The sequence below is a fragment of the Paenibacillus sp. FSL H7-0690 genome (assembly GCF_037980415.1).
GTDB classification, from domain to species: domain Bacteria; phylum Bacillota; class Bacilli; order Paenibacillales; family Paenibacillaceae; genus Paenibacillus_AQ; species Paenibacillus_AQ odorifer.
On record NZ_CP150281.1, the window covers coordinates 4,313,982 to 4,338,321 of the forward strand.

Below are 24,340 nucleotides of genomic sequence, written 5' to 3' on the forward strand. Positions count from 1 at the left end.
ATAAGTGAGTGCGTTGCTGTTGTCATTTTAATTGAGATTCATTCTCATTGTCAATTTTCGGACATTTCCCGCAATATTCCGCCGACATCCTGTAATAAAAACAGCAGGTGATACGTTTCTTTTTTGCAACCGGAGCTAGGTCATTGTTCTCTGTGAACCGGGTAAATGGATTGCGTCTTGCGCCGAACAATTGTCCGGGAGCTATCCGGGTCAGGAAGGCAAAATCTGCTTGTATTCGTTGCCTTTCTTGCCCTAATTCACCTGTTCTAGGAGAATACAGCGGAGCAATACGTACCATAATATTCTCCCAAAGTACTGCCATGGAGACGGGACCAATTGCAGCAAGCGTATGCAGCAGCGGCGCAAGACGTACCGCGAAAATTTCCTCTACGATCTCTTCTCGCCACGCTTCCCTGTCTTCCGGTGCCGCCGTCGCTCGAAGCCCGTTCAGCGCAAGGAAAGGAAAACGCGTATCCCCTTTAAAAGCTGGGGAAGCCGGATGATAGAGGAAGCTGTTCTCCAGCGGGATGGAGACTTCCCGGTTATGAAGGGTCATAGCGGTCAGCATCGGCGCGATCCACAGATAACCGATCCGCTTGGCCAGCATGGAAGCGGCAACCTGCATATCAGGCGCACCGATATAACCCTTAAGCCAGCTTACATACTCGCGGCATGCAGCTTCTTCGTGCAACTGGCTAAGGGCAATTGTCCGAACGTTGCCTTCAGGCGGTTCACCTACCCACAGACGGTATTCCTCCGCCATTTGCTTCCAGGTGACAGACGACAGATAGTTGTCCATTTTAATGCGATCCCAACAGCGCTTCCGCGGTTTGATCTACAATAATGTTGAGGGCAATTGGCCCATAATAAGCGATCCATAGCGTTGAATTCACATTGTATACACGGTTATTTTTAACGGCATCATGAGATTTCCAGACCGGACTGTTCGCCATTGCCTCTGCCTCTTTGGCAAACAATTCATCCGATAACAGGAAATAGTGATCTGCTCCGATATCAGCGATGGTCTCCATCGAAATTTCAACGGAGGTATCATCTTTGATCTCCTGAACGAATGTAGGGATATTCAATCCCAAATCCTCATAAAGAATGCTTCCGGTCCGATGTTCGGGACCGTGTACGCGAATACCTTCCGGTCTTGGGCGAATCAGAGCTACTGTTTCGTCGCCCAGCTTCGCCGACAGCTGCTCCCGCAGTCCGACGATTTTGTCCTCGTAGGCTTGACGCACTACCTTCGCTTCCGCCTGCTTTCCCGTTATCATACCGATGGTAGCCGATGTATCCCGCCAATCTTCATAGAAGTCGAGTACTATTGTGGGCGCTATTTTACTGACGCTGTCATACACCTGCTCCTGAAAGTCGGTCATCAATATAAGATCCGGATTCATCGCTACAATAGCTTCAAGATTGGGCTCATCGCGTGTGCCCAGGACCTTAACATCACCCAATTGTTCACTTAAATATTCTGGAAACTTTGCATCCTTCGCTCCAGCTACAACGCTGCCTGCCGGATGCTCGCCTATCGCTAACAATTGATCGACAAATTTCACATCAAGCGCGGCAATGACCTTCGGCTTCTCAGTCAGCGTATATTCGCCCTTCATATGCGAGATGGTAACCGGGAAGGCTGCAGTCTGAGCCTGTGTCTCAGATGTAGGTGACGGCTCGGCTGAAGCAGATGGCAGTGCGGCAGTGCCCGTATTTGCGCCTCCTCCAGTACCGCAAGCCGTTAGCACAAGTATCAGTGCCATCATCCATATCATTAATAGTCCTGCTTTTTGGGCAGCATCTACCTTTCTACCGGTTGCTTGCCTCTTCTTTGTTCTTTTCATGCTGACTCCCCCTTATGTATGATAATGATTTTCATTATCAGATCAATAAAGCGAGTATAATCTATCTTCATACTCTATTTCCATGTACTTTTGCGACATTGCAGCCGGATTAATGCGACATTGCACACCATAGGAACGACTCAGGAGAATCGCGGCTGGCTACAAAAATTCCACAGAAGCACCTAAATCCCTAATTTTAACAAAAATTTCTTTGCTCCTGTTCTGAAAATAGCCAACACAGTCGATGGTAATCTCGCTCAATTCAAGCTTTTCCTTCTCCAGAAACTGATCATCGAGCAATCTGGCTACTTCAGAAATGGTTCTTCCATTGCACTCCCTGCTTCTTCCCAAAATGAAAGAAGGTATCTTTGTATTACACAAAGATACCTTTTTTCATTAAAAGCTTACGGCTCAATCCCCCACACAAGCTGACCATTCATATACCCGGTGACCTGTTCATTGTTGATGAACTGACTGCTGGATGCCTTGAACGAATAATCATTAACCTGGTTGAAATTGGACCAGTCGGTTTTGGAGAAACGGGTTTGAATTTCTGCGCTCTGACCTGGATTAAGTGTTCCAGCCGAACTCGTGAAACCAATTTCCAAAACATAATCTGCACTGGCAACAGGAGTCGCCAGCTTAACGAAATTGCCGGTTACATTCGCATTTCCGATGCTGGCCCAGTCGATCCAGAAACTCTGATCTTTCTCGCCATCAATCGTATAGTAATACCGGACCTTCACATCACTTAGTTGAATCGCTGAATCACCGGTATTGACTACTTTGATTTTGGGTGAAATCCCGTTGGTGGAGGCACTTGTGTTGCCATTAAAAGCTTGGACCGTCAAATCTCCAGTGGGTACTGGAACACTGCTATCCGCTACGTTCACTGTAAGAACAGCATTATTTCCTCCATTAAAATGAAAGGTTAGGGTATTCTGTCCCAGCGGCAGCGTGGAAAGATAGGATTTTTTCAGAACAACAGCAGCGCTTGATGCCGTATAATCCTGACTCGCTAAAAGTGTGGAATTTCCATTTGTGATACTTGCAAGCTGGTGTCCATTTAAGGTAAGGGCTACGGAAATATCCTGGGCTAGATTCGCCGCTTTATCAAATGCAGCGCTCACGGGCGCAATGGATGCGCTCGGTGTGGAATCGACAATTTTCACTTTTAATACGGGATCTTGTCCTTTATTAAAATCAAAGATGATCGAATGCTCGCCAACCGGCAGTGTCGCCAGAAATGCTTTTTTGAGCAGCAGCGTATTTCCACTCAAGGTATAATCCTGAGTCTCTATTAATGTATTTGCGCCTGCCCGGAGAGCGGTTAACGTATTGCCGTTTGAATTCACGGTGATGGCTTTGTCATTCTGATTGGAGGCATTTTTATCAAATTCGACGTTTGCAGGTGTAATAGACGCACTTGGAATTGGATTGTTAACCTTCAAATCAGGCAGCTCATCGAGCGTGATTACATAATTGCTTTGGTACAGCGTTGTTAAGGTAGCCGGATAATTAAAGGCGGAACTCATGAGATGCTCACCATACCACGGTAAGAAATAGAGCCAGCCCGATTTTTCCTCTGTCAGATTCTGAACGCTTGGAACGGTGTCGTTCTCCGTCATGGCTACCATTTTCGTACCGCCGGTTAAATCAACAAGCTGATAGAAAATCGAGGTAATCGCGTCCTCATTAGGCACACCAGACAAACCGTCATAGCGGTTATAGATCGTGTTGTATTTATCATAGCCTACAATATCCACCTGATCATCGCCGGGATACCATGCGGGAGAAGTGCTGTACACATAGCTGTTGTAGGTCCAGATCAAATTGTGCAGACCGTACGTTTCTGTAAGTTCAGTATAGAGCAGGTCCCACAACTGCTTGTACACCTCCGAGCCTGCCGAAGCCCACCAGAACCATGCACCTTCTCCATTCAATCCACCGTTGCCCTCCGCCTCATGGAAGGGTCTGAAGATAACCGGCACATTGTTATTTTGCAGAATCTGCAGTTGCTCCGCCAAATCCCCAATGGCCAGTTGTACATATTGGTATTCTTTCGTACCTGGAACTACCGCATTGGCTGTATTAAAATTGGTTTCTGTCGGCTTGTAGGTGGCTTTCTTCCAATCTACAAATTCCCCGAGCTGATAGGCGGTGAAATCTCGGGGTACAGTGATATGCCAGCTGTTTGTCGCGATCCCGCCCCGGTTATTCACCCAATCGATCATCCGGGCGGTCGTACCATCCTCCCAGCCGTAAAGCGGATTGTAGTTCATCAGATCAAATCCGCGGATGGCCGGATACTTTCCCGTTAAATTGTGAATCCAATCAAACTCCAGCTCGGAATTGCCGTCATTTCCGCCTCCGTAAATCTCCTGCTGACCAGAGATCATATGATTGCCGTAAACGTCTGTTAAATAATCCATCAGAAGCTGAGTTTCCGGAGTGGCTTGAGTATCGCTGAGGACAGGTTGCACATCCAGGGGATCAAGATCGGCATAATCCACCGTGAAGGTATCAAAATAAGCGAAACCCCAGCCAGCCTTCAGTTGAATAGTGTTGCTGCCTTGATTCAGCTTGTGATAGCCAAAATCGAAATTCGACCATGTGGTCGTATAGGGCAGCATATACGACCCCTTCGTAACGCCGTTAACGGCTAAAGATTGAAGCCTGCCGTCAGCACTGAGCTCCTGCATATAACGTGTGGAGATCGTATACATGCCAGTTTCCGGAACAGTCACTGTGAAGGAAATTGTACCGGAATTCTGCATCCAGACAAATCCGCTTCCAGAGTATCCGGGTTTGGGCTGTCCGTAAATTTGGGTCGTCACTTGAAGATCGGAGGTGAGCTGAGCGTTTTCGCTTTCAATTGTGAAAAGTGCGTTGTCTGCATGAACGGGCGGCGCTGTCATAAATCCAAGTAGCAGAGTAAATGCCAGCATCATTGTGATTGCCTTCTTGAGCAAATTTTTCATTTCCACCTTTCCTCCCTATGTTAAATATGGTAAATAAAAGTTCAATATACCATCTATTGGATGCGCTTTCATAGATAAGATAGCATATATTCCATATTTTGTAAATCTATCAAATCGAGAAAATTTCCACATGCAAAAAAACTCCCACCAATTCCTTTGGCAGAAGCTTCTTACTATTGATTCACCCAAACATCCCATCAATGACAGGTACGTGTGGGTCAATAAGTAGTTATACCCAAAAAAGAAGACAGTTTTGTTGTCGCTCTTCACGATAACAAAACTGTCTTCAGATCAAGATCGATTCACCAGATTATGTGTGTTTTGCAGCCAACGCATGACTTTTCTTGAGCTACTCTGTGGTTACGGCTCCTTCTCCTAGGATATTTTCCCATTGAAGAATAAACTATCCACAATCAACAGAGTTATAAACTTCTAAAAAGGCATTTATAATATGTGCAACAAAAATATCATCTAAATCTTGACTCTTAAAATCTTCAATTTCATCAATAATATCAAATATATGATTAAAGTAAGAATTATGCTCCAACTCAGCCTTATTAGCGAATATTGTATACAATGAAATTTTCTCATCAGTAGTGTCTACTTCTTCAATACTCATCGCCATTTTACGAACACTTATTCTTGTAACCGAATTAAACCTTGCACCTCCTGTTTGACGAAAAAACTCAAATACCTCTGGACCTGCCCCTATCTCTTCACAATCTTCCGGTAGGTTTTTCCCGAAATACTCATCCAACAAGTGTTGATTTTTCATTACGTAAATGTACTCAATAGTTTGTTCACACATATTTCGAATTAACGCGTCTACATATCTTTTGGGATAATCCAGCTTCTTAAATTTTATCACATATTTTATATCTTCAACTAGACATTCAGATACTAGTATAGACAATGTTTCTATGGACACCATTACAGGGTTACTAGCATTGAACATCACGTTCGAAGTACGAATATTTTCAGCAAAAATTTCATACAATTCAGTTAGATATTTGTAGTAACTCATCGGAATTCTCCTTAATAATTTTAAAAACACTATTGAAAAAACGAAATATAATTTACAACTCAAAAGATGGCTCAAAGCCATAATCAGTGCTTAACGAAGTAAACAAAGGTTAAACACAGAAAAATATCTGCTAATCCTATAGTGTTGTAAGTCCTACCAAACAACCCACAAAGAATAGAGCAGATGCAAAACCGTTAAACGTCATCGTAAAAGGAATATCAGCATTCTGAGATTAAGAAATTTGCCAATGTTTGAGAAAAAAACCTTTCTGCATGTGCCTTCTATTCGATTGTTTTGCAAAACGTGTGAAGTCGGATTTAGATGGGCCTACTAATTTGTTAAGCCCAGGCAACACTACAGCTGGCTTTTCGTTTTCATACCGTTGAACTAGCACTGGGGCTGATAAATATGTAGATATACTTACTTACCATGACCTAGAAAATCATCTAGCAAATAACTTCCAGTATTATACTGATGGAATATAGATTCTATTCTTCTTAAAAGATTCATCAAATAAATTCATTGTTTTTCTTCATATCGATATCTTAGAGTAGCATTTAACAAAGATGCATTGATCCACTGTACTTCAACTTAATAATCCCATTCAATTTCATTTAATTGTTCCAAAAATTTTTCTCCTAATTCTAGCTCAACCATTTTAATAAAAAATGCTATGCCGTATAAATGTTCTTTATAATTGGATTTTTGTATATTTATCTTTCTCAAATGACTATTAACGCCATATTTCTTACAATAAAATATTTGTTGTCGAAGATATTTTTTCGTTTCTTTTGGAACTGATATCTTATCATTCACTATTAGGCCAGTGACCTCTTGACGATTATTCGGATATTGTATGCGGGTTTTACTTTCATTTATCTGAAATCCTTCTTCAACGATGATGTCACTAAAAAGATTCAAGTAACCAACAATATATCGTGGGCCTGAGATAGTTAAGTCATCAGCGTACCTACTATAGTCAGCTCCAATTTTATTGCAAAGTTTAATAAAACGAATATCTAGCTTATAGCACACAATGTTAGAGATAAAAGGACTTGTTGGAGCACCTTGTGGTAATACATCACGGAAAGTGCATAACTTTGACAAGATGAATGCTATTTCATTAGTATAACCATAATATTTAAGAAGGCGAAATACAGAATCATATGTAATAGTTGGAAAAAAATCTTTTAAATCCATATTTATTACACATTCTTTTCTCACATGTTTTTTTGCATTATCAACGATAGATTTACCTTTTACAAAGCCAGTTGTAGCTTCTGACACCCTTATATTATATAGAACATTATCGAGTATCCATCTTTGAACGTATTTTAATACCTCAGTTGGAACTGAAATGTTTCTAAATTGACCTAATTTCTTTTTGGGTATTTGAACTTCCTTATAAAAGCCATCAGCCATCATAAACAATTGAAAAAAATATCTCTCTTCTAAACCAAGTAACCGAGAAAGATGTTCTTTATCGAAAATAACAGGTAAAGAGTTTTCAAGTAGTCTATAGCTATAATCATTACACAATTTGATATAATCATCATCATAATTCTCTTGAATTAGCGCTGCTTTTAAACGACTGATATACTCATATTCCTTCATATCATTACCTCATATTTTGGGGATAATAACTCGTTACTTTATTATCTTTAATTGAAAATATCATCGTGATTTCCGATGATGCCTTTTTGTCTTTTTAAAAAGGCATCCATAAATAGCGCACTTTGCTATTTATGGATATCTATTTAGTAACTTTGCTAAATGAACCACGACTCGCAGTTCCGTTTCTAACGAGTTATATCCTCCAATTTTATATTAATAGCCCTTAAACTTTTCGTCAAAGTTTTTAGGAATATAAATATCATTTATCTCTAATTGTTTAGATATTTTTCCATTAACTAACTCTTTTCCATCGTATAAATCAAATATATTGATATCCAAAAATCTTTTTTCAGAAAGTATTTCTATACCTTTCCGCCCTACTTCAATAATCTTTCTTTCATTGACAATCAAGTACTCCTGTTCAATGAGATAATCAATTTTGTCAATAACATAAGTGTAAGTAAGTCCTAGCAACTCAACTAAATCAGCATAAATGTAATCTTCCTTTACTGAGTTCATGTAAAATATGATCAATATATCTCTATAGTCCATTTAACTCACTCTTCTTTACAAGGATCTTGCAATATAATTTGATTTTTTTTGAAGATCTTGTTTTTCAGACAACTTTTTCCTTTTTGAAAAGGGATTATCGTGTCTTGATCTTGGAAATAGCGGTTGCCACCCTATCGATTCATTTTCTTGCCAGAAAGAACTAAGCGTGTTGTTTGGTATATTGTGATAGAAAGACATCAATGCCTCAGACTCTTCATATCCTAAAACATTCCGAGGATTATTATTATTTATTTTCATTTCTAATTCATAAACAATTTTTCTTGAGGTCTCAAGTTCTTCGGCCACAAATAGGTGATTTTCTGAGAAGGCTTTTTTATGTAATTTTGAGTAAACTAAAGACAAATTAATGCCTGTCTCATTCTTGTAATTCTCTATTGTATCAACACCATGGGAGCATGCCTCAAGTACAATCAGAAAAAACTTTTTAGAGAGAAGATCAAACTTGTCTCCATATAGACGTAAGATACTCTTTAGGAATTTCACCATAGAGTTTCCAGTTCCAACCATGTCATCAATAAAAACTATATTATCTATCTGATCAAAAGGAAAGTCTTTATCTTCTAATATCAATGATAATTCCGTTTTAAAGCAATGTTTAGAAAGATTGTTTGAATGTCGGTAACTTCCATGCATATCGAATGAACTTGTTCTGGTCCCATCTCTTTTATATACGGGAAAAAAGAGAGTATTGGAGTACCCATTGGTTTGATATCGATGGAGAACATCTTCATACTGTTCGGATAGGGAAGTATGAAGTTCAACAAAAACCGCATTGACTCTTTTTAAGGTATAGTACTCAAAATTCTTCAATAGATTTAGAAGAATTATCTGTTCTCTTTCCTCCGCTTGATTTATCCAATTGAGAACTTTACCTTCCAAGTCTTTTAAACTGTCATCAATTCCCCACTTTAATTCACAATGTTTAATAACTTCTTTCAGATCAAACTCCATAATTCCCACATCCATTAATAGCAATACTTTCTTCTCAGATTATATCATATACTGTAATAATATATAACTTCTCTTAATAGAGGTTTCTCATATATGCTATCACTCCTACTCACATTACCAACTACAACTTATCTCACATAATTTAAGCAGAATAAATCCCATTCACATATAACGTAGATGGGTTATGACACCGAATACCTTTTACCTTATCTTTCTCACAAGGAGAAACACTCTTAATACTTAGTACATCTATATACGATTCTTAAGCTCTACTGTCACATCTCAATTATTACGAACCATCGCTTTGAACTCAGAAGAAATTTTTGGACAAGTATTAAAATCCATTCGTAAAGAAAAAAAGCTGAATCAGGAAGAACTGGCCTTTCGAAGCAACCTTGATTGGACATACATATCCATGCTAGAACGTGGTATTCATCAGCCTACATTGAATTCATTGCTTGCTATTGCCGCGGCGCTGGATATGAAGGCTGCTAAGTTAGTTCAATTTGTTGAAGAACAACTAAATAAACAAAATCTATACAACATTTTCTGATTCAAACACGGGTTAGTCTACAAATGTAACTCCCTCATTAGTAGACCAATGGGTGTTAGGCTCGCCACCGTAATCACTGCATATGTAAAGGTGCATACATTTATGAGTAATCTTACAATTTATTATTATTAAAAATATTTAAATTCCCAAAATATCCTATTCTCGGTTTTTCTCCCCCCATAGTGCTTTCTAAAATATCAATATACATCTTTTGAATGTTAGAAGGAATTTTCGCCCACTTTTCGGGAGAAATAAAAAAATTTTCAACATTCATAGCAAGTAAATTAGATATTAACATTTGTTGTTCAAATGTTTCAGTATTGACTATTTGTTGCTTTAAAAATTTATATCGATTCTTATCTTTTGTTAAATAACTCATTAAAACAAAAGTCTTATTCTCTTGCGGGATAATTGTAAAGAAAAAAGGAGAGATATAATATTGGGGGTCATTTATTATCCTTCCAAATTTATCTTTATTTACAAAAAACATCGAAGTTGCCGCTATCCCATAATTATGAGGCCAAACTATAATTTCTGTACTAATTCTATCGAATCTCTTGTTATCCAGATTATTATTCATACTATTTTTTAACTGCTCAATAAATGTTAAATGCTTTTTATAGAAATTAACTTTTTGCTCATATTCTTTAGTGTTTTCTCCTTTTTTTTTCTTAATTTCAAGATGCTCCTTCATAAATCCAAATGAACTGTGCCTTTCATAATAGGCTAAAGCAAATGCTCTATAAGCAAATAAATAATTTTGTTCAGTGTCATTTAATTTATAATCGTATTTTTCAATTGGCAAGAATATCTCTTTATCATGATGATTACAGAATCCAGTAAAAATAGAAGCTTTACCTCTTCCAACAGATTCTAAACTAAGTTTTTTCCTCAAACCCAACTTACCGAAATCAATACATAAGACTTCGCCATTGTCTGAAAGTTTATTCAAGTATCTATTATTTTGTATTGAATGTGCTTTTGACGTTATTCCGTTACAGTAATTATCTTTATGTATACAACCCTTAAACATTGTGGAATTTCTTATCCTATTAGCTTCATTGTTAAGCGAAATATTCATTATTTATCAACCACTTTCTTAAAAGAATTCATCCTTACTTTCACATAACGTAATATTTAAAAAGCACATTAAATAACAGAACACAAATAAACACTATGAATTAATTTTATTGTGATATTCAAAATATTTTGACCCTAATCATACCATAAAATGGGGCCCAATTATGAAAACAAACGCTATGATTTCAACAAAAAAACTCCCACCAACATCGGTGAAAGCTTACTAATAATTGATTCACTTGACAGGTACGTGTGGGTCAATAAATAACTATATTCAATAGAAACGGAGATATGTTTGTTGTCACCCTTGGCGATTTCATAAACCTCGTCCGACCAAGGAACCAGTTCACTGGGTTGTGTGCGTGTTGCAGCAGGTACGTCGACTTTTCCTTGGCTAATCTATTGGGTACTTTTGGAGTTGTCATGGGACATCGCCGCTTTTCAGTGGATTTGGGTAAAGTATTGCTTAGGGTTAGTTTACCCAAATTAGTGAGGGAAGGCGTACATAGAGCTACAAAAAAGTAATTTAGCAAGTCTTAATTATAATTTTACTATTTATGAGCCAAAATGAATTTATTATGATAGTTATATAAATTCGGCATAGAATTCAGATAAATCCTCTTCAAACTCTGATACCGTTTGATAACGACTCTTCCTTATATCCATAGCCTTTGTTATTACTTTTTGGCATTTTACTCTGACGTACTTTCTCTTTTTAGGAGGCTTATTACTTAGCAAGTTATATAGTAATGCCCCAAGTGAATAAATATCTGATAAATTTGAAGAATCAGCCAGGCTATTTAATTGTTCAGGATCAGTATAATCTTCATGTCCATAATCACGCTTTGATTTACCAGTGAAAAGTGAAAGAGATTCGGGATCTTTTGCTAATCCGAAATCAGCGATCCTCACATTTAAATTGTTCTCTGTCTGATAAAGCAAAATATTTTTCGGAGCTAAATCTCGATGGAATTTCCCTTTTCCATGTAGATATTTTACTCCTGACATTATTTGTTTGAATATTTCAATCCTTTCTTCCTCTGATGCATCACGGTTGTTTTTCAACCAATCATGCAATGAACATGTAGCTAATGGCATAGTGAACCAGAAAGGTGAACTCTCCATATGAATTGTATCTACATTAACGATATTGTTGTGCTTCAATTCTTTAGTTAGCAATCGAACTTCTCTTTTAAACCGTTGTATGTATTCGTCTCCATCGTTACCATACACCTGTATAAAATAGCTTCTTGGAAAAAGCACTTTACAAGCTAGAAATTCATTTACTTGGGGATCAAATACTTTAAAAACTCGTGAAAATGCTCCTCCACCTATTATTTCCAAAACAATCAACTCAAATTTAAATTTTATACTATCTATCCTTAGTAAGTAATTTTTTATGGTGCTAAGTGTTTGTTTAATTTCCTTTATGGTTATTAGCTTTAAATTTAAAAATTCTCCTCCTTCAAGTTCTTTTTTCAGAGAGTTATATAATACTAAAAATTCTTGAAGCAATGTAGAATCATCAAATAAACTTCCTATTTGTTCCATGAGAGAGTCTTTACATCTTTCTATCTCTTCTAAGCTACTTAATACTAAACTCTCTTTTTTTTCAAAATCTATAAACTTTGATAATTGAATAAATTCTTGGTTTAATTCTTCTATCGATGAAATAGCTATTAAAGAATAATTCAAACTATAGTTGATGTCTGGAAGAAGAATCAAATCCAACTCTTCCAATGTAATAGATGATAAAAGTGCGATTTCATTTTTATATTTAGCTAATACTTTAGGCTGATGCCAAATTTGAATTGATATATAGCGTAATGGAACTGTTTCTCCTTTCTCTTTAAAACTAAAATAATATGAAACACCCAGAATAATTGATTTGAATTTTTCTAATGATGTAAGATCAGCAATAAGTGTGCCTAAATCATCTGTAATAGCTCCATTATCAAGAAAACCAATAATGGTTGATCTTATAGGAGCAGATGAATTAGATAATAACTGGTTCACTAAACTCCTTATCAAATCAAGCTCAAATGTAATATCAGGCTTGTTCTTTGAAAGGAAATCAATTGCTCTGGGGTCAAGATGAACATAAGATGGCAACCACTCGTTACCTTTTCTCGGACGTTGGTTTCTAAAAGTAACTTGTATGATTCCATCCACTAAAAGAATTTCTAAAGCATCGCTTATTTCAGGCCACGTGAATTTTTTCAAAATATTATTACTAAAAGATTTATATTGTTTCTGGCCTTTAGAAAGAATATTCACTATATTTTCCATCAATTTTTTTTTACCATGCGGCTTGTTGAGAGTCTCCTCTATTCCATAAAAAAAACGACCAAATGCCATCATTTTCACAGGAAAAGGATATTCCTTAAAAGTTTTTTCTATTTGTATGCCCGGATGACTTTCATCAATTTTGAAAAAAAGATTCAATTCACTTTTGTCCATCCTTAATTCTCCCTTCTTGATTCGAAAATAGGATTATCAGCAAATTTCTGTCCAGACCTCAGTTTTGAAGTAACAAATGCATGGTTAATCCAGTCAATTGACTTTAAGCTCTCAGATACTTGATGTGTAATAAAATATTGAATATTTGATTTTTGTAGTATAGTGCCGATTTCATTTGCTCGGGCATCATCTACGCGTGAAGTAGGCTCATCCAGAAACATAAGACTATTTTGGGTTCCTTCTTTTTGATTACTAACTGCGGCAAGAAGTAACATAATACTAATTGCTGCTCGTTGACCTGAAGAAAACTCAGGGTCATCATAATCTACTAACTCTTTCCCATCAAACCCTATCTTCATTTGGATTTTCCAGTTCAAATAACTTGGCCCTTCTTGTTGGAACTTCCCTTCGCCTTTTGCACCTAATAATTCAGCCATTGACTTAAACTCATCTATATACTGAGACATTGTTTCTTGAACGTGATTTTTCAAAGCTATCTCTGCTAATGCTAATTGTGTCTCCCACTTTTCGCGATCTTCTTTAGCTAAATCATAAGTTTTAATTAAAGAATCCACTCTCCTTTTTTGTGGTTCAACCATCGCAATAATTCCCGGATCGATTTTATTATTTTTTTCAAAATGTTCTATATCTTCAGTAATAATCTTTACCGTTTTCTCTAATTCTTCAAAATTCCATTCAGTCCCATCATCTCTTAAAAAAATATTTTCTTGAATTATCTCGACATCAATGAAAGATATTGCATGATCATCTAAACCTAAATCTTGCAAATCAATAATCGACTTAATTAAAATATTTTTACAAACTCCAATACTTCCTCTATATCCATTGATTGATCCACTTGCATCAATAATCTCTTTTTTAAGAGCTACATTTTCCGACTCTTTTTGAACGAGTTCTTTTTCTAATTCAGTAATCAAATTTAATATTTTGTCTCTAAGTTCATTTGCATCTTGAAAATTTTTACTGGCTGCTTCTAATTCTATTTTAATTTTAGCAAGATTTTCTTCTATAACTTCATATTCATTTTTCAATTGAGGCAACTTACGTAAAAGCACTTGATCTTCTATCCGCTTGGAATATTCTTTTTTCTGTTGCTCTAGTCTTATTTTTTCATTATGTATAGAAGTTAACTGAGTAGATAAACTCTCGATTTCTTCTTCAATCAACTTTCTATATTTTTCCCTAGCAAAATGTCCACAAACCATTTCTCTAGCTTTTAAAAACAACCCACCATCTTGGTCTTGAAGCAACCCTTTTTGAGTCAGGCTTTTATATCCGTCTTGTGAGAGTTGATGTCCTTCTTCCACACTTTCAACCAAGTAAATATCATTTAAATAATCTAAATATCCGCCAATCTCATCCTCATTTGTTATTTCAATTGCATTTCTTAGAGCAATAAAATTCCCGTGCGGTTTTCGGTTTTTTATTGACTGCTTGCTAGACCGGTGTTTAGAGACACGAGCCCCATATTCACTTTTCTCTTGAATTTTTTTAGCTTGAAGATGGAATTCCTCTGAAGTCACTATTCTGTATCTTTCACGCCCTAAATATGCCTCAATTGCAGAAATCCATTTTTTAAACTCAGGTTTTATTGAAATATTATCTGCTAAAATTAAATAGGGTACTTTTTTATCTTCTAATGCATGTTTAAATTGTGTGACCCATGTAGGAAATGCACTATCACCTTTTTTTAGTGGTTCAAGCTCGTTTACTAATTCCTTTATATTTTTCTCAAGCGTCCTACAATTGAAATTCACACTCTGCAAACTAACTTCAACCACATCAAGCTTGTCTTTTAATAACCCCATATCCTCCCATGCTATACATTCTGTGTGCTTAATTTCAGTAGAAAGTTTTTTGAGAGAATGCTCTAAACTTCCATTCTCGCTTTCTTTAATCCTAACATTTTCATATGCGAAATTTATTATATCTTTTATTTTCAGTTCCTCTTGTTTCTCTTGTAATAGTTTGTTTTGCAGAGATACTATTCTTTCATTTAAATCAACTTTACTAGTCTCTAAATTTTTTAGTTTCAACTCTTCTTCAATCATTAGTTTTTGTTGTCGCTCAAGCTCATTTTTATTATTCCAATACTTTTTTTTCGAAAATAACAATTTCATTTTTTCAAAATTAAGTTTACGAGTTTCATTTTCTTCAAATTTATTCTTTTGACTTTCATATTCATCAAGCGTTTTTTTTGCATTAGATAAGTCCTCAAAACTTTGAAGTTCTAAGTTTTTTACTTCTTTTAATTTTTCTGAAGTAAGATCATGATCTGCCTGTATACTCTTTTGTCCTTTAATATCAAATATAAGTTGAAATAAACGATTAGAATCCATCCCAACAACATTTTGTACATCTTCAGGCTTCATTAACATTAATTTTCTAAACGAATATGTTAATCCTATAGTATCTAATTTTTGTAAATATTCTCCATACTTAACTTTATTCAATAGATACGCTTTAGGATTTTGTCCTAAGTTAGTAATATCATAAAAGGAACCATCGAACATATAATACTCACGTTTACAGTCCCCTGAAGAACGATCTAGTCTAACACAAACAGTAACTACAGGTTCAGTAAATCCTAAAGCTAGAAATGGTCTTCCTTGAACCTCACTATTCCAAAATGAAACTTGAACAACAGACCAATTTGAATTTTTATTTATATAATGGTCCATTGCACGATTATATTCAAATTTGGCATCTCCTAGCGCAATTCGAAGCGCATCCATCAAAGTAGTTTTTCCGCTTCCAGAAGCACCAACAAAAGCATTTACTTTATTATGAAATTGATAAGGAGTAGCAACTGTTCCAATGCGCCCCCAATAAGCTGTATTAAATTCTTTTATCGTTATCAAGGCAGTGCCCCCAATAATTTATTTTATAGTTTTATCTTTATTTTCATTAAATCCGAATAATGTTTCTAAACTAGCCTTGGCTAAATCCGATAATAAATCATCATGTAACATAAACATTGATGGCCCAGCCAAGTAAACATTTTCAGCCCGCTTTTTAATCAAATACCCTTGATTAACTAGTACACTAAGAATATTTTCCATTCTTTGTTTAGAAGTTGGTATTTTGAGCGAACGAGCAAATTTATACCCAAACTTTTCATATATTTCTTCAAATGAGATATCAAGCGTTTGACTTAGATTCACCTGCCCTACTCTTTTTGGGAGAAGCAATTTAGCATACAATATAAGAATTAAAGCTAAATGAGAGCCCTTTAATGATTGGTTTCGTTTCCTGAATTGTGTAAAACTATCATATTCCTGTTTAACTCTTATTACATACCATGGACATTCTGGTCGATCGATAAGATCAAAACCTATCCAAGCAAGTTTATCCTGAACTGTTCTATACAATAAAGAATCGTTTGCCAAACTCGGTAGTTCTTGCTTATCCACCCAACCGTAATATAAACGCGTACAGATTGCTTTAGCTTCATCTTCTATATCAATAATAGTCATTCAAATTTCTCCTCTCTGAACTTAAAGTTTATTTTTAAGTCTAATATCCCCTTCCGTTATATTTCTTATAAATCCTTCATTAATTTCAAGTATGTAATCTTTCAAATTTATATCAAATAAGTCCTCACTGGTGCCACTTAAATCATTTTTCAAAGTAGTTAATAAACCAGTGCGAAATACAGTTTCACCGTAGTTATTTTTTATTACGACATCATGTAATGGAATTACGGAATCCGACATTAATTTAGACATTATTTCTTTATGAAACAAATTACTAGCACCTTCAAAGTTTGTTTCTTCATAACGTCTTTCTACAATCTCAGTTATAGGAGGTGGTGGAGATAGTTCCTGTTTCTCAGATTTGTTCTCTAAGTAGTTCACAGCTTTTCTGTTTAATTCTTCACGGCTTAAGAAACTTGGTTTACGCGGGGAAGAATAGTTCTTTTGAATTAATCCTGCTAACAAATCTAAAGGAGCTTCATGAAGAAATTCTTCTACCTGTTCTGGAGTTAAATATTGTCCAAAAGAACGAGCATTAGCCTGTATATCTTGCTGGATGAATTCGTGTAACTCTTGGCTTAATCTCATTATCTCTGCCAAAAGTCCTCTTACTTCTGTGGTTTGAGTATAATGATACGAGTTCTTATTTATTTTTTTTAATCTATCCTCTATCTTCCCTATAGTTTCATGAAAGTCTTTTCCTTTGATAAGTAAATTTCTCCCTTCCACTGGTGAGCGTTGCTCCAGACAATTAATAAATTCAGTTTTAATTCTTCTCAATGTACCAAAAGCTATTTGTAAGCTTTCTGCGGATGTTTCTTCGTCAACTCCTACAATCTCATCCAAGTCGTTTACTGCTAAAGAAAGAGCAATTTCACGATTAAAGCTGTCTACTTCTCCAACAAATACCGTAAATAAAAACATTAACATATAACGTGTTCTTTCAGGAAATTGATATCTTACTCCATTGCTAATGATCCAACCATATTTAACAATTGTTTTTATGACTTGGTTGCGAGTATCAGTATTCAGATAACCTAATACTTGATCCATTTCTTCTTTAGAGAATATTCCATCTGTTTCTCTAGCTAAAGTCCGCACTGCTGCTAAGCACAATGTTATTTTTTCTTTATCACGAGTTATAAATAGTCGAAATAATTCATGATATTTTTCTATTTCTTTTGCTTTAATAATATCTGTATGAGGTAGATTGTAGTCCTTCTCTGAATTTGAAGTAATTAATTCGTTCATACTAATTCTCCCTACTTAATGGTCTATATGAGTTATATTTGAGAATAATCTTTAAAAGTAATAATTCGACAAGGTTTTCCACTCCCCTGCGAAAAGAACTAAATTTCTCCATATAAAAACCCTCTGATTTTTTCAGAGGGTTAATTGCTTTCTTATATTTGCTTCAATAGATTTCTACCTATAACAAACCGTCAACTCCACCCGATTCCCTTCCCGATCATACACAATCCGCTCCACCAGCTTCTTCAAAGCTCGATTCTTCTCTTCACTCGTCACTGAAGTGCTCCACAACTCCCTAAACTCACCTATCCGCTCATATATCTGCTCCACAGTCGGATAATTACCTTCATCTACTACTACCTTCCGCAAATCCTTCAACTCTTCCTCCAGCTTCTGTATCTGCCTTGACCGGATAGCTTTACGCTCCAAAAAAACTTGCTTCGTTATCATGTCCTCTTCATACGATTCATGCAGCTTGTCCAACGCTCGTTTCTGCTTCTTCAATTCCTGCGCTTTGACCTCGATGATCACTTGAGTATCATTATACCGACTGCCATGCATTTCAATTTCCCGCAAAATGTTTGGATCAACATGGATAATCCGATCATACAGAGCATTGAAAAAATCAGCATCCATTACCTTGCCACGCTGTTCACATTTGCTGCCATCTTTGTACTGGTGATAGCACAATGCACTCCAATGTTGCCCCTGCTTCTTGTTCTCTCCCACCCGGAACCTCATCCGCGAACCGCATTTCTCACAATAAAGCAAGCCTGACAAAGGAAAAATATTACGTCTTGAATTGGGATTCAACATACGATTTTTAAGCAGCCGCTCCATAATCGCTTCATGTTCTTCCGGCGTTTTCATCTTTTCATGTGTTCCCATGACTTTAATCCGCTCTTCTACGGGTACAAGTTCCACCTGACCACGCTTGGAACGGGTTTTGCCATAAGTGATATAACCCAAATGGATCTCGCTTGCTAGCAATCTTTGAACCGTAATATTTGACCATCCCTTGTTCTTTCCATCGGGCTTAATGTTGTATGGCATAGGTATCTTGTTATCCGTCAATCAAATGGCGATATGACCAAGGTTTGTTCCATTCAAATACTTTTCAACAATCGCTCGATAAATCGGACGCTTGGTTTCATCCACCAATACCGACCTTATGTTCTTATCGTAGTAGTAAGGAAACGGTGGCTTTCCGTTTGTTCACATGCCTTTCTTCGCTCCGGCCTCCTTGCCCTGCTTCATTCTTCACTTAATCGTTTTGTATTCTATTCGGGCAAAAATAGACATGAAATCAAAGGATACATCGTCATTGTCTATTTCTAGATCGTATATCTTGTTTGGTGTGATAATGACCGTTTCTGAGTTTAAGAATGTATCTTTAATGAGTGCCCAATCCTTGTTTTCTCCACGCCCTAAACGGTCAATATCCATGACTACTACCCCATCATAGAGCTGGTCTTCAACATGTCGAAGAAACTTCTGCATTTCCTTACGGGACTCGATCTTTTCACCTGAGGCCACTTTTTCATATAGCCTATAAGTCCAATTTCGATTATCGACCAAGGTCAGAAGGGTATCCCTATGCTTCGAGAGAACGTCTTCAAACTCACCATCATCCCGTGATTTTCTTAAATAAACGGCTACGTGTTTAATTGTTTTACTTTCCATAATAGTTTCTACTCCAAACCTGTTAAATTTTTGCTGCCTTTCAAGTAGAATGTTGAGCATTTTTGATGACAAATCATCGAATATGACAACTGTAAAATTTCGGAGGCGTAGTTCATGAAGAAATGTGAATATGTAATCAAGGAAAGTAATCAGCCATCCGACAAAGCGTTGCGGCAATTTCATGAACATGTGGCCCGGATATTGAGCCAAACTGTCCAAGCCGAGGCCGAGATAGACATACCTCTCCCCAAGTGCATCATTCTACGCAAGACAGTCAGAAAAATTAACAAAATAAAAACAAGCCAGAGCACATGACAAATCCATGCTCCGACTTGTTCTATTTCAGGCTATTTTGAATGAATTCCCGTTTCGACTTTTTCAGATACCTTAGCGAATTCTCGAAGGAATACAGGTACATAGAGCAAAGCATCTTCAGCTTTTCGACTGAGCCATCCGCAATCACTTGCATAATGGCCGGGTGCAGAATCTTACTAAACATAATGTTTTATTTTTATAATCTAGGTCTTATAAACCACAGTCCCATTGTACTGTAACATGGTAGAAGATGTAGCGCGATATTTCCATGATTCAACGCAAAAAACTTCTAATCAACACTGAGCCGCAAAAGCTTCTTTGAAAAATTGATTCACCCAAACATCCCATCAATGACAAGTCAAATATCCCATACGGAGGGAAATTCGCTTATTTATTTATTTGTTTGTTTACTTAAATGCCCATAACTTCAAGCGTACCAAGGCTTCTTACAACTTAAAGTTTCGGAGCGGCTTTCCGTACCATACCAAAACATGCCATAAGAGTTTTAATTCTTGAAGTACTTCTTTTTCGGTTCCTCGGTCCCGCCATGCTGAAGGATCATGCTTTAAGTGCATAGCAGCAGATCCAATCATGCTCGCATCAATATAACCGTGATGAGCAATACGCTTAGCCAAGGAAGGCATCGTAGGCCCTCTAAAATCTGAAGGCACTTCGTCTACCCACATCGCGAATCCCATGTGCCAATAGAGTTGGATGGCATACTGTAAACATATTTGCTCCAGGACTTGCCCTGTTGGAGTACCCTTGAATGAAGGATCGGCTACTAAGATTTCCACATCTTCCTTTAGACGGATGTTTCCATGAACTTGCGCTTCAATATAGTGGTTAAGATTACGTTTAGCTTCACCCTTTGAAGGGTCTGTAAACGGCATTGTGAGGTTGACCCGAAGATGGTCGACTAATTTTTGTGATTGAAGATCTTTTTTCCCTAGAGCGGAATCTCTTAAGAAAATCTCCTCTAATAATGCCGCCATCATATCATCAAATTCTGCATATGTCCCTTTCTGTACAGGGTTTTGATGCGAATCCATATAGGTGTATGTACTGCGATAAGAAACCTCAGGGGATAGGAGGAAGTAGCAGGAGCCAAAGCGCGGAGCTGGCCCATCCGAATGACGCATCAAATCAAGAGCGCCATATTTAGGGCGTTCGCTATTCGAAGCACCCTCTTGTTGGTATGCCCCTCCAAATAGTCTTTCCTCCCACAAATCACGTGGACCGCCAGAATAGGCTGATACACTACCACTGGATAACAAGGTCTCAAATTGGCTCTTGTACACACCTTGCTCCAATAGCGCCTCTGCAACACTTTTCTTTACCGGATCTAGTCGATCTGGATGGAAATGTAGAGCAATCTTCGCATGTGACTTTATTTTGACCACAGCATCTTTAAACTCTTCCCGATCCACATTAGACATTTGAAGAATTTCATGGATGGTCTGAACTGCTTCACTTTTTCGAGTTCGCGCGTAATTCGTAACATATTCTAAAGCCGATAATTGTGACTCCGATAGTTCCTCAGTGAACTGAGACTCTCTTTTTTTATTGGCATTTGCATCGCCTTTCCACTCCATTGCTTATTCACTCCTTTCTAGACCCCGTATATAAGAAAAGAGACTTGATTTCTCCTCTCAGTGTATCAAACGCTTCTTCACTTGAAAATTCATATCCTTACCATCGCAGATTCCGATAACTTTACATGGATCTCGAATGATATAAATTCAAGATCGAATGCTGATGACTTCAACATCGTATGCGCGTTATGCGTAATCTTCCTTTTTCGCAGGAGTAATCAACTCGATTTGCTCGTAAGGCGCTGTCAAATAGGGACTCAAAACAAATACCATTCAGTTAACCGTCAGTGTCACAACCACTCAACCATAATTAGAGCGTCTCAGCCAATTTCTGAATCTTTGAGTGGGAAATTAAATATACATTGCCTATAATGTCGATTTTGCTGCCCTTCACACGTACAGCACCATCTTTGTCTGCCGCCACATAAATATCCATTTTATTTGATAAAGGGAAACGCTCCTCAATCATTGCGGTGTTATCATGATCAAAATGAGCTTCAAAAGAAAAGTGATTAAGAGCCATACCTTCACAAACAGTGCATTCATCCACATATTCATCAGACATGTTCATCCCACCAGCACTTGTTCCCATTACAACAGCATTGCTTTTTTTAATCAAATCCGATAATTCATATTCCGTCAAAAGGTGCTTTTGGTCCCGAGCGGTTCCACCACATAAAAAAACGACAGAGGCGTTTTGAATTAATCGCTGGGCATCTTCCTTCTGCGTGCGGTCATCAATGAAATGATATTCATCAAAATAAATGTTAGCCTGATTAAACCATGTCCTTTCAAAAACACTATCAATATTAACTTGTTCATCACTAAAATCAGACGATTCAGCGCTAATCATAACAAGCGATTTTCTGTCTGTTATATCCTCATGCAACACATTGACTAGCTTCTCAGAAAAGCCCTTATCATAAAACCAATCTAAGTAATAGTGAGTTTTCATCCGTAATTACCTCCATATGTAATATCTAAATTTATCCATTATGTTTATCAAAATTCATAGCGCCAGGCAAGTGAAAAATGTCTATAGTAATATAAATTTAGAGGCATAATCAAAGTTTTTTATCTGCGCTAGATCCACATTAAGCTTATCCGGCGAGGAAATGGGCCACGTATTTTTGTTCTGCACCGATTATCTTCACCTCCTTTTATATCATGGACATCGTACCATATAATGAAATTCAATAAATCTTACAAATTAATTAAAACAAAAAAATCCAAGCATCATTAGTTCCTTCGGTGAACAGCAAAAAGACTTACTCGAGGTATCGATCCCTTCAAGTAAGTCTTTATTTCTAAAATTATAAAGATACTAGTCCCTTAAACGAAAACATACTCCCCATCACCAATCGAAATCTTCTTCCCTTTCAGGTCTAACGAATCCGTTTCAAAAACCACCTGCTTGAATTGGTTCTCGTCTCCTTGCACGAAAGCAAATGATCTATCGCCAATCTTAAGGCTGAAGGTATCATCCTCTGACTTCGTAACTGGCAGTCCGAATATCGTTCCCCAATGGTTGGCTGCAGCTTCAGGATCGGAGACATGGAATACAGCACGCACGATTTCGACTTCTCCCGCAGGATGAGGCTTAATGACTCCAGATGATGTTAATCTTTCCACTCGCTCTGTATCCGTTCCGCTCCATTGAATGATGAACGGATAGACCAGTCCCCCAAAGTCACCATCAATGGTCATCATCCGCCACTCTATTAATCTTCCCTCGTTATCTAGACGCTTACCATCGATAATTGGAGATAATGATAAGCCTGCTGCTTTCAGGGAAGCCGCTACTTCTTCAATATCATCCGTCCGGATGACTACTCTACTTAGAACTTCATGTTCTGGTAGAAGTTTTACTGCATCTTTCACCACTAAATTATGTTCAGTTGCCTTTGCCAGCTCAAGATTCTCAATGCCCAGAAACTCGAGATAGGTTAGCCCAAAGTAACTTAAGGCATTATAGGTTCCCCAATCTTTATGAGAGCCTCCCTTAAAAGCAACCAATCCATGAGCTCCAAAGAGCTCAACCGGTTTGGCCAAATCATTGACATAGTGAACTAAATGATCCCATTTCATCGTTGCCATGCTTACTTCACTCCCAGCTCAGTAGTACGTTTTACGGCTGCCAGAACACTTCTTTGCAGACCCGCTGCGAAATCACTATTGTTTAATTCGTACAAGCCATGCATGCCGACACCGCCAGGTGAATTATTAATATCCAGCAGCTGTCGTGGATGCAGCCCTGTCTGTTGCAGCATTGCTACCGAGCCCATCATATTCTCCAGTGCAACCTTCCAGGCTTGCTCACGCGGCAGTCCGGCAAGTACACCTGCATCCACGAGAGATTCAATGAAATAATAGATATAGTTAGGACCCGCCACACCAAATCCAGTGAAAACATCCATTAACGCCTCATCCAGATATTGTACTTTTCCAAAGCCGAGTAGGAAATGCTCCACTTGATCACGAGTAGCATAAGCATTTAACGCTACACCACTATAGCCATATCCTGTATCAGTCAAAGTATTGGGGATAACCCGGATAATGGGCCGTTCAGCTCCAAAATAACCAGCTAACTGATCATTCGTCACACCCGCCACAATCGATACGATTGCGGCAGAAGCTGTAGCGAATTGTTGTACGTTTTGACCAAGGGTAGTTAAATCATCCTGTGGGCGAACTGCCACTACAATCACATCTGCTGTAGACAGGTTATGCTCTTGCGAACTCTTCGTATCTACACCGTATTTCGTATTTAAAAACTGCAGACGCGCTTCATTAATATCCGATACACTAATTTGATTTACAGACAAGGTGTTATTCGCTATACATGCGCGGATGATCGCTTCCGCCATCTGTCCGCCACCAATAAAATGAATCTTTTCTTTGGTCACTCCGTTC

The 24,340-nt window shown here is 37.5% G+C and carries 19 protein-coding genes; 1 reads left to right on the forward strand and 18 read right to left on the reverse strand.

Translation table 11 applies throughout. The annotated features are described in order from the left end of the window. Positions 1 to 22 precede the first annotated feature (22 nt). The 7 genes from MHI32_RS19030 to MHI32_RS19060 all read right to left on the reverse strand — a co-directional run bounded on the left by MHI32_RS19030 (position 23) and on the right by MHI32_RS19060 (position 8,993). Positions 23 to 799 (reverse strand): IucA/IucC family C-terminal-domain containing protein, encoded by a 777-nt coding sequence (locus tag MHI32_RS19030; protein ID WP_076307712.1) that lies wholly within the window; start codon positions 797 to 799, stop codon positions 23 to 25. Position 800: 1 nt separating this feature from the next. Further along, the gene (locus tag MHI32_RS19035) at positions 801 to 1,850 is read right to left on the reverse strand and encodes an iron-siderophore ABC transporter substrate-binding protein (RefSeq protein WP_340010546.1); all 1,050 of its coding nucleotides are present in this window, start codon (positions 1,848 to 1,850) and stop codon (positions 801 to 803) included. 404 nt (positions 1,851 to 2,254) lie between these two features. Then, positions 2,255 to 4,831: a glycosyl hydrolase gene (locus MHI32_RS19040; RefSeq protein WP_340010547.1), complete on the reverse strand. Its 2,577-nt coding sequence runs from the start codon at positions 4,829 to 4,831 to the stop codon at positions 2,255 to 2,257. A gap of 403 nt (positions 4,832 to 5,234) precedes the next feature. Beyond that, entirely contained in the window at positions 5,235 to 5,855 is a 621-nt protein-coding gene (locus tag MHI32_RS19045; protein WP_076301644.1) for a hypothetical protein, read from the reverse strand. A gap of 591 nt (positions 5,856 to 6,446) precedes the next feature. Beyond that, the gene (locus MHI32_RS19050) at positions 6,447 to 7,469 is read right to left on the reverse strand and encodes a retron St85 family RNA-directed DNA polymerase (RefSeq protein ID WP_081383208.1); all 1,023 of its coding nucleotides are present in this window, start codon (positions 7,467 to 7,469) and stop codon (positions 6,447 to 6,449) included. A 213-nt stretch (positions 7,470 to 7,682) separates the two neighbouring features. After that, positions 7,683 to 8,021, reverse strand: coding sequence for a hypothetical protein (locus MHI32_RS19055; protein ID WP_340010549.1), 339 nt, complete (start codon positions 8,019 to 8,021; stop codon positions 7,683 to 7,685). Between the two features lie 15 nt (positions 8,022 to 8,036). After that, a complete protein-coding gene (locus tag MHI32_RS19060; RefSeq protein ID WP_143766405.1) occupies positions 8,037 to 8,993 on the reverse strand; it encodes a hypothetical protein in 957 nt (318 codons plus the stop codon). Between the two features lie 304 nt (positions 8,994 to 9,297). Between MHI32_RS19060 and MHI32_RS19065 the strand changes: the two genes are divergently transcribed. Beyond that, positions 9,298 to 9,546: a helix-turn-helix transcriptional regulator gene (locus MHI32_RS19065; RefSeq protein ID WP_076301647.1), complete on the forward strand. Its 249-nt coding sequence runs from the start codon at positions 9,298 to 9,300 to the stop codon at positions 9,544 to 9,546. A 112-nt stretch (positions 9,547 to 9,658) separates the two neighbouring features. On the opposite strand, the gene MHI32_RS19070 is transcribed toward MHI32_RS19065, so the two are convergent. The 11 genes from MHI32_RS19070 to proC form a co-directional block, all read right to left on the reverse strand. After that, positions 9,659 to 10,627, reverse strand: coding sequence for a hypothetical protein (locus MHI32_RS19070; protein ID WP_076301648.1), 969 nt, complete (start codon positions 10,625 to 10,627; stop codon positions 9,659 to 9,661). A gap of 584 nt (positions 10,628 to 11,211) precedes the next feature. Continuing rightward, positions 11,212 to 13,086, reverse strand: a complete 1,875-nt coding sequence (locus tag MHI32_RS19075; protein ID WP_340010550.1) for a serine/threonine-protein kinase — start codon at positions 13,084 to 13,086, stop codon at positions 11,212 to 11,214. 2 nt (positions 13,087 to 13,088) lie between these two features. Further along, entirely contained in the window at positions 13,089 to 15,968 is a 2,880-nt protein-coding gene (locus tag MHI32_RS19080; RefSeq protein ID WP_076301650.1) for an ATP-binding protein, read from the reverse strand. Positions 15,969 to 15,986: 18 nt separating this feature from the next. Next, positions 15,987 to 16,583, reverse strand: a complete 597-nt coding sequence (locus tag MHI32_RS19085) for a hypothetical protein (protein ID WP_280753075.1) — start codon at positions 16,581 to 16,583, stop codon at positions 15,987 to 15,989. A 21-nt stretch (positions 16,584 to 16,604) separates the two neighbouring features. Next, positions 16,605 to 17,834: a hypothetical protein gene (locus MHI32_RS19090; protein WP_076301652.1), complete on the reverse strand. Its 1,230-nt coding sequence runs from the start codon at positions 17,832 to 17,834 to the stop codon at positions 16,605 to 16,607. A 174-nt stretch (positions 17,835 to 18,008) separates the two neighbouring features. Next, positions 18,009 to 18,887: a recombinase family protein gene (locus MHI32_RS19095; protein WP_340010553.1), complete on the reverse strand. Its 879-nt coding sequence runs from the start codon at positions 18,885 to 18,887 to the stop codon at positions 18,009 to 18,011. 207 nt (positions 18,888 to 19,094) lie between these two features. Beyond that, positions 19,095 to 19,517, reverse strand: a complete 423-nt coding sequence (locus MHI32_RS19100; protein ID WP_340010554.1) for a recombinase family protein — start codon at positions 19,515 to 19,517, stop codon at positions 19,095 to 19,097. A gap of 761 nt (positions 19,518 to 20,278) precedes the next feature. After that, positions 20,279 to 21,427, reverse strand: a complete 1,149-nt coding sequence (locus MHI32_RS19105; protein ID WP_340010555.1) for a DUF3626 domain-containing protein — start codon at positions 21,425 to 21,427, stop codon at positions 20,279 to 20,281. Positions 21,428 to 21,737: 310 nt separating this feature from the next. Next, on the reverse strand, positions 21,738 to 22,382 hold the full coding sequence (locus MHI32_RS19110) for a Type 1 glutamine amidotransferase-like domain-containing protein (RefSeq protein ID WP_076127138.1): 645 nt from the start codon (positions 22,380 to 22,382) through the stop codon (positions 21,738 to 21,740). A gap of 377 nt (positions 22,383 to 22,759) precedes the next feature. After that, positions 22,760 to 23,524 (reverse strand): VOC family protein, encoded by a 765-nt coding sequence (locus MHI32_RS19115; RefSeq protein ID WP_340010557.1) that lies wholly within the window; start codon positions 23,522 to 23,524, stop codon positions 22,760 to 22,762. A 2-nt stretch (positions 23,525 to 23,526) separates the two neighbouring features. Beyond that, positions 23,527 to 24,333, reverse strand: a complete 807-nt coding sequence (gene proC, locus MHI32_RS19120; protein WP_340010558.1) for a pyrroline-5-carboxylate reductase — start codon at positions 24,331 to 24,333, stop codon at positions 23,527 to 23,529. Positions 24,334 to 24,340 lie beyond the last annotated feature (7 nt).

What these genes read in the sequence shown, in the direction of transcription:
- MHI32_RS19030 (WP_076307712.1), bottom strand. Translation starts at nt 799, where the DNA reads ATGGACAACTATCTGTCGTCTGTCACCTGGAAGCAAATGGCGGAGGAA.
- MHI32_RS19035 (WP_340010546.1), bottom strand. Translation starts at nt 1,850, where the DNA reads ATGAAAAGAACAAAGAAGAGGCAAGCAACCGGTAGAAAGGTAGATGCT.
- MHI32_RS19040 (WP_340010547.1), bottom strand. Translation starts at nt 4,831, where the DNA reads ATGAAAAATTTGCTCAAGAAGGCAATCACAATGATGCTGGCATTTACT.
- MHI32_RS19045 (WP_076301644.1), bottom strand. Translation starts at nt 5,855, where the DNA reads ATGAGTTACTACAAATATCTAACTGAATTGTATGAAATTTTTGCTGAA.
- MHI32_RS19050 (WP_081383208.1), bottom strand. Translation starts at nt 7,469, where the DNA reads ATGAAGGAATATGAGTATATCAGTCGTTTAAAAGCAGCGCTAATTCAA.
- MHI32_RS19055 (WP_340010549.1), bottom strand. Translation starts at nt 8,021, where the DNA reads ATGGACTATAGAGATATATTGATCATATTTTACATGAACTCAGTAAAG.
- MHI32_RS19060 (WP_143766405.1), bottom strand. Translation starts at nt 8,993, where the DNA reads ATGGAGTTTGATCTGAAAGAAGTTATTAAACATTGTGAATTAAAGTGG.
- MHI32_RS19070 (WP_076301648.1), bottom strand. Translation starts at nt 10,627, where the DNA reads ATGAATATTTCGCTTAACAATGAAGCTAATAGGATAAGAAATTCCACA.
- MHI32_RS19075 (WP_340010550.1), bottom strand. Translation starts at nt 13,086, where the DNA reads ATGGACAAAAGTGAATTGAATCTTTTTTTCAAAATTGATGAAAGTCAT.
- MHI32_RS19085 (WP_280753075.1), bottom strand. Translation starts at nt 16,583, where the DNA reads ATGACTATTATTGATATAGAAGATGAAGCTAAAGCAATCTGTACGCGT.
- MHI32_RS19090 (WP_076301652.1), bottom strand. Translation starts at nt 17,834, where the DNA reads ATGAACGAATTAATTACTTCAAATTCAGAGAAGGACTACAATCTACCT.
- MHI32_RS19095 (WP_340010553.1), bottom strand. Translation starts at nt 18,887, where the DNA reads ATGCCATACAACATTAAGCCCGATGGAAAGAACAAGGGATGGTCAAAT.
- MHI32_RS19100 (WP_340010554.1), bottom strand. Translation starts at nt 19,517, where the DNA reads ATGGAAAGTAAAACAATTAAACACGTAGCCGTTTATTTAAGAAAATCA.
- MHI32_RS19105 (WP_340010555.1), bottom strand. Translation starts at nt 21,427, where the DNA reads ATGGAGTGGAAAGGCGATGCAAATGCCAATAAAAAAAGAGAGTCTCAG.
- MHI32_RS19110 (WP_076127138.1), bottom strand. Translation starts at nt 22,382, where the DNA reads ATGAAAACTCACTATTACTTAGATTGGTTTTATGATAAGGGCTTTTCT.
- MHI32_RS19115 (WP_340010557.1), bottom strand. Translation starts at nt 23,524, where the DNA reads ATGGCAACGATGAAATGGGATCATTTAGTTCACTATGTCAATGATTTG.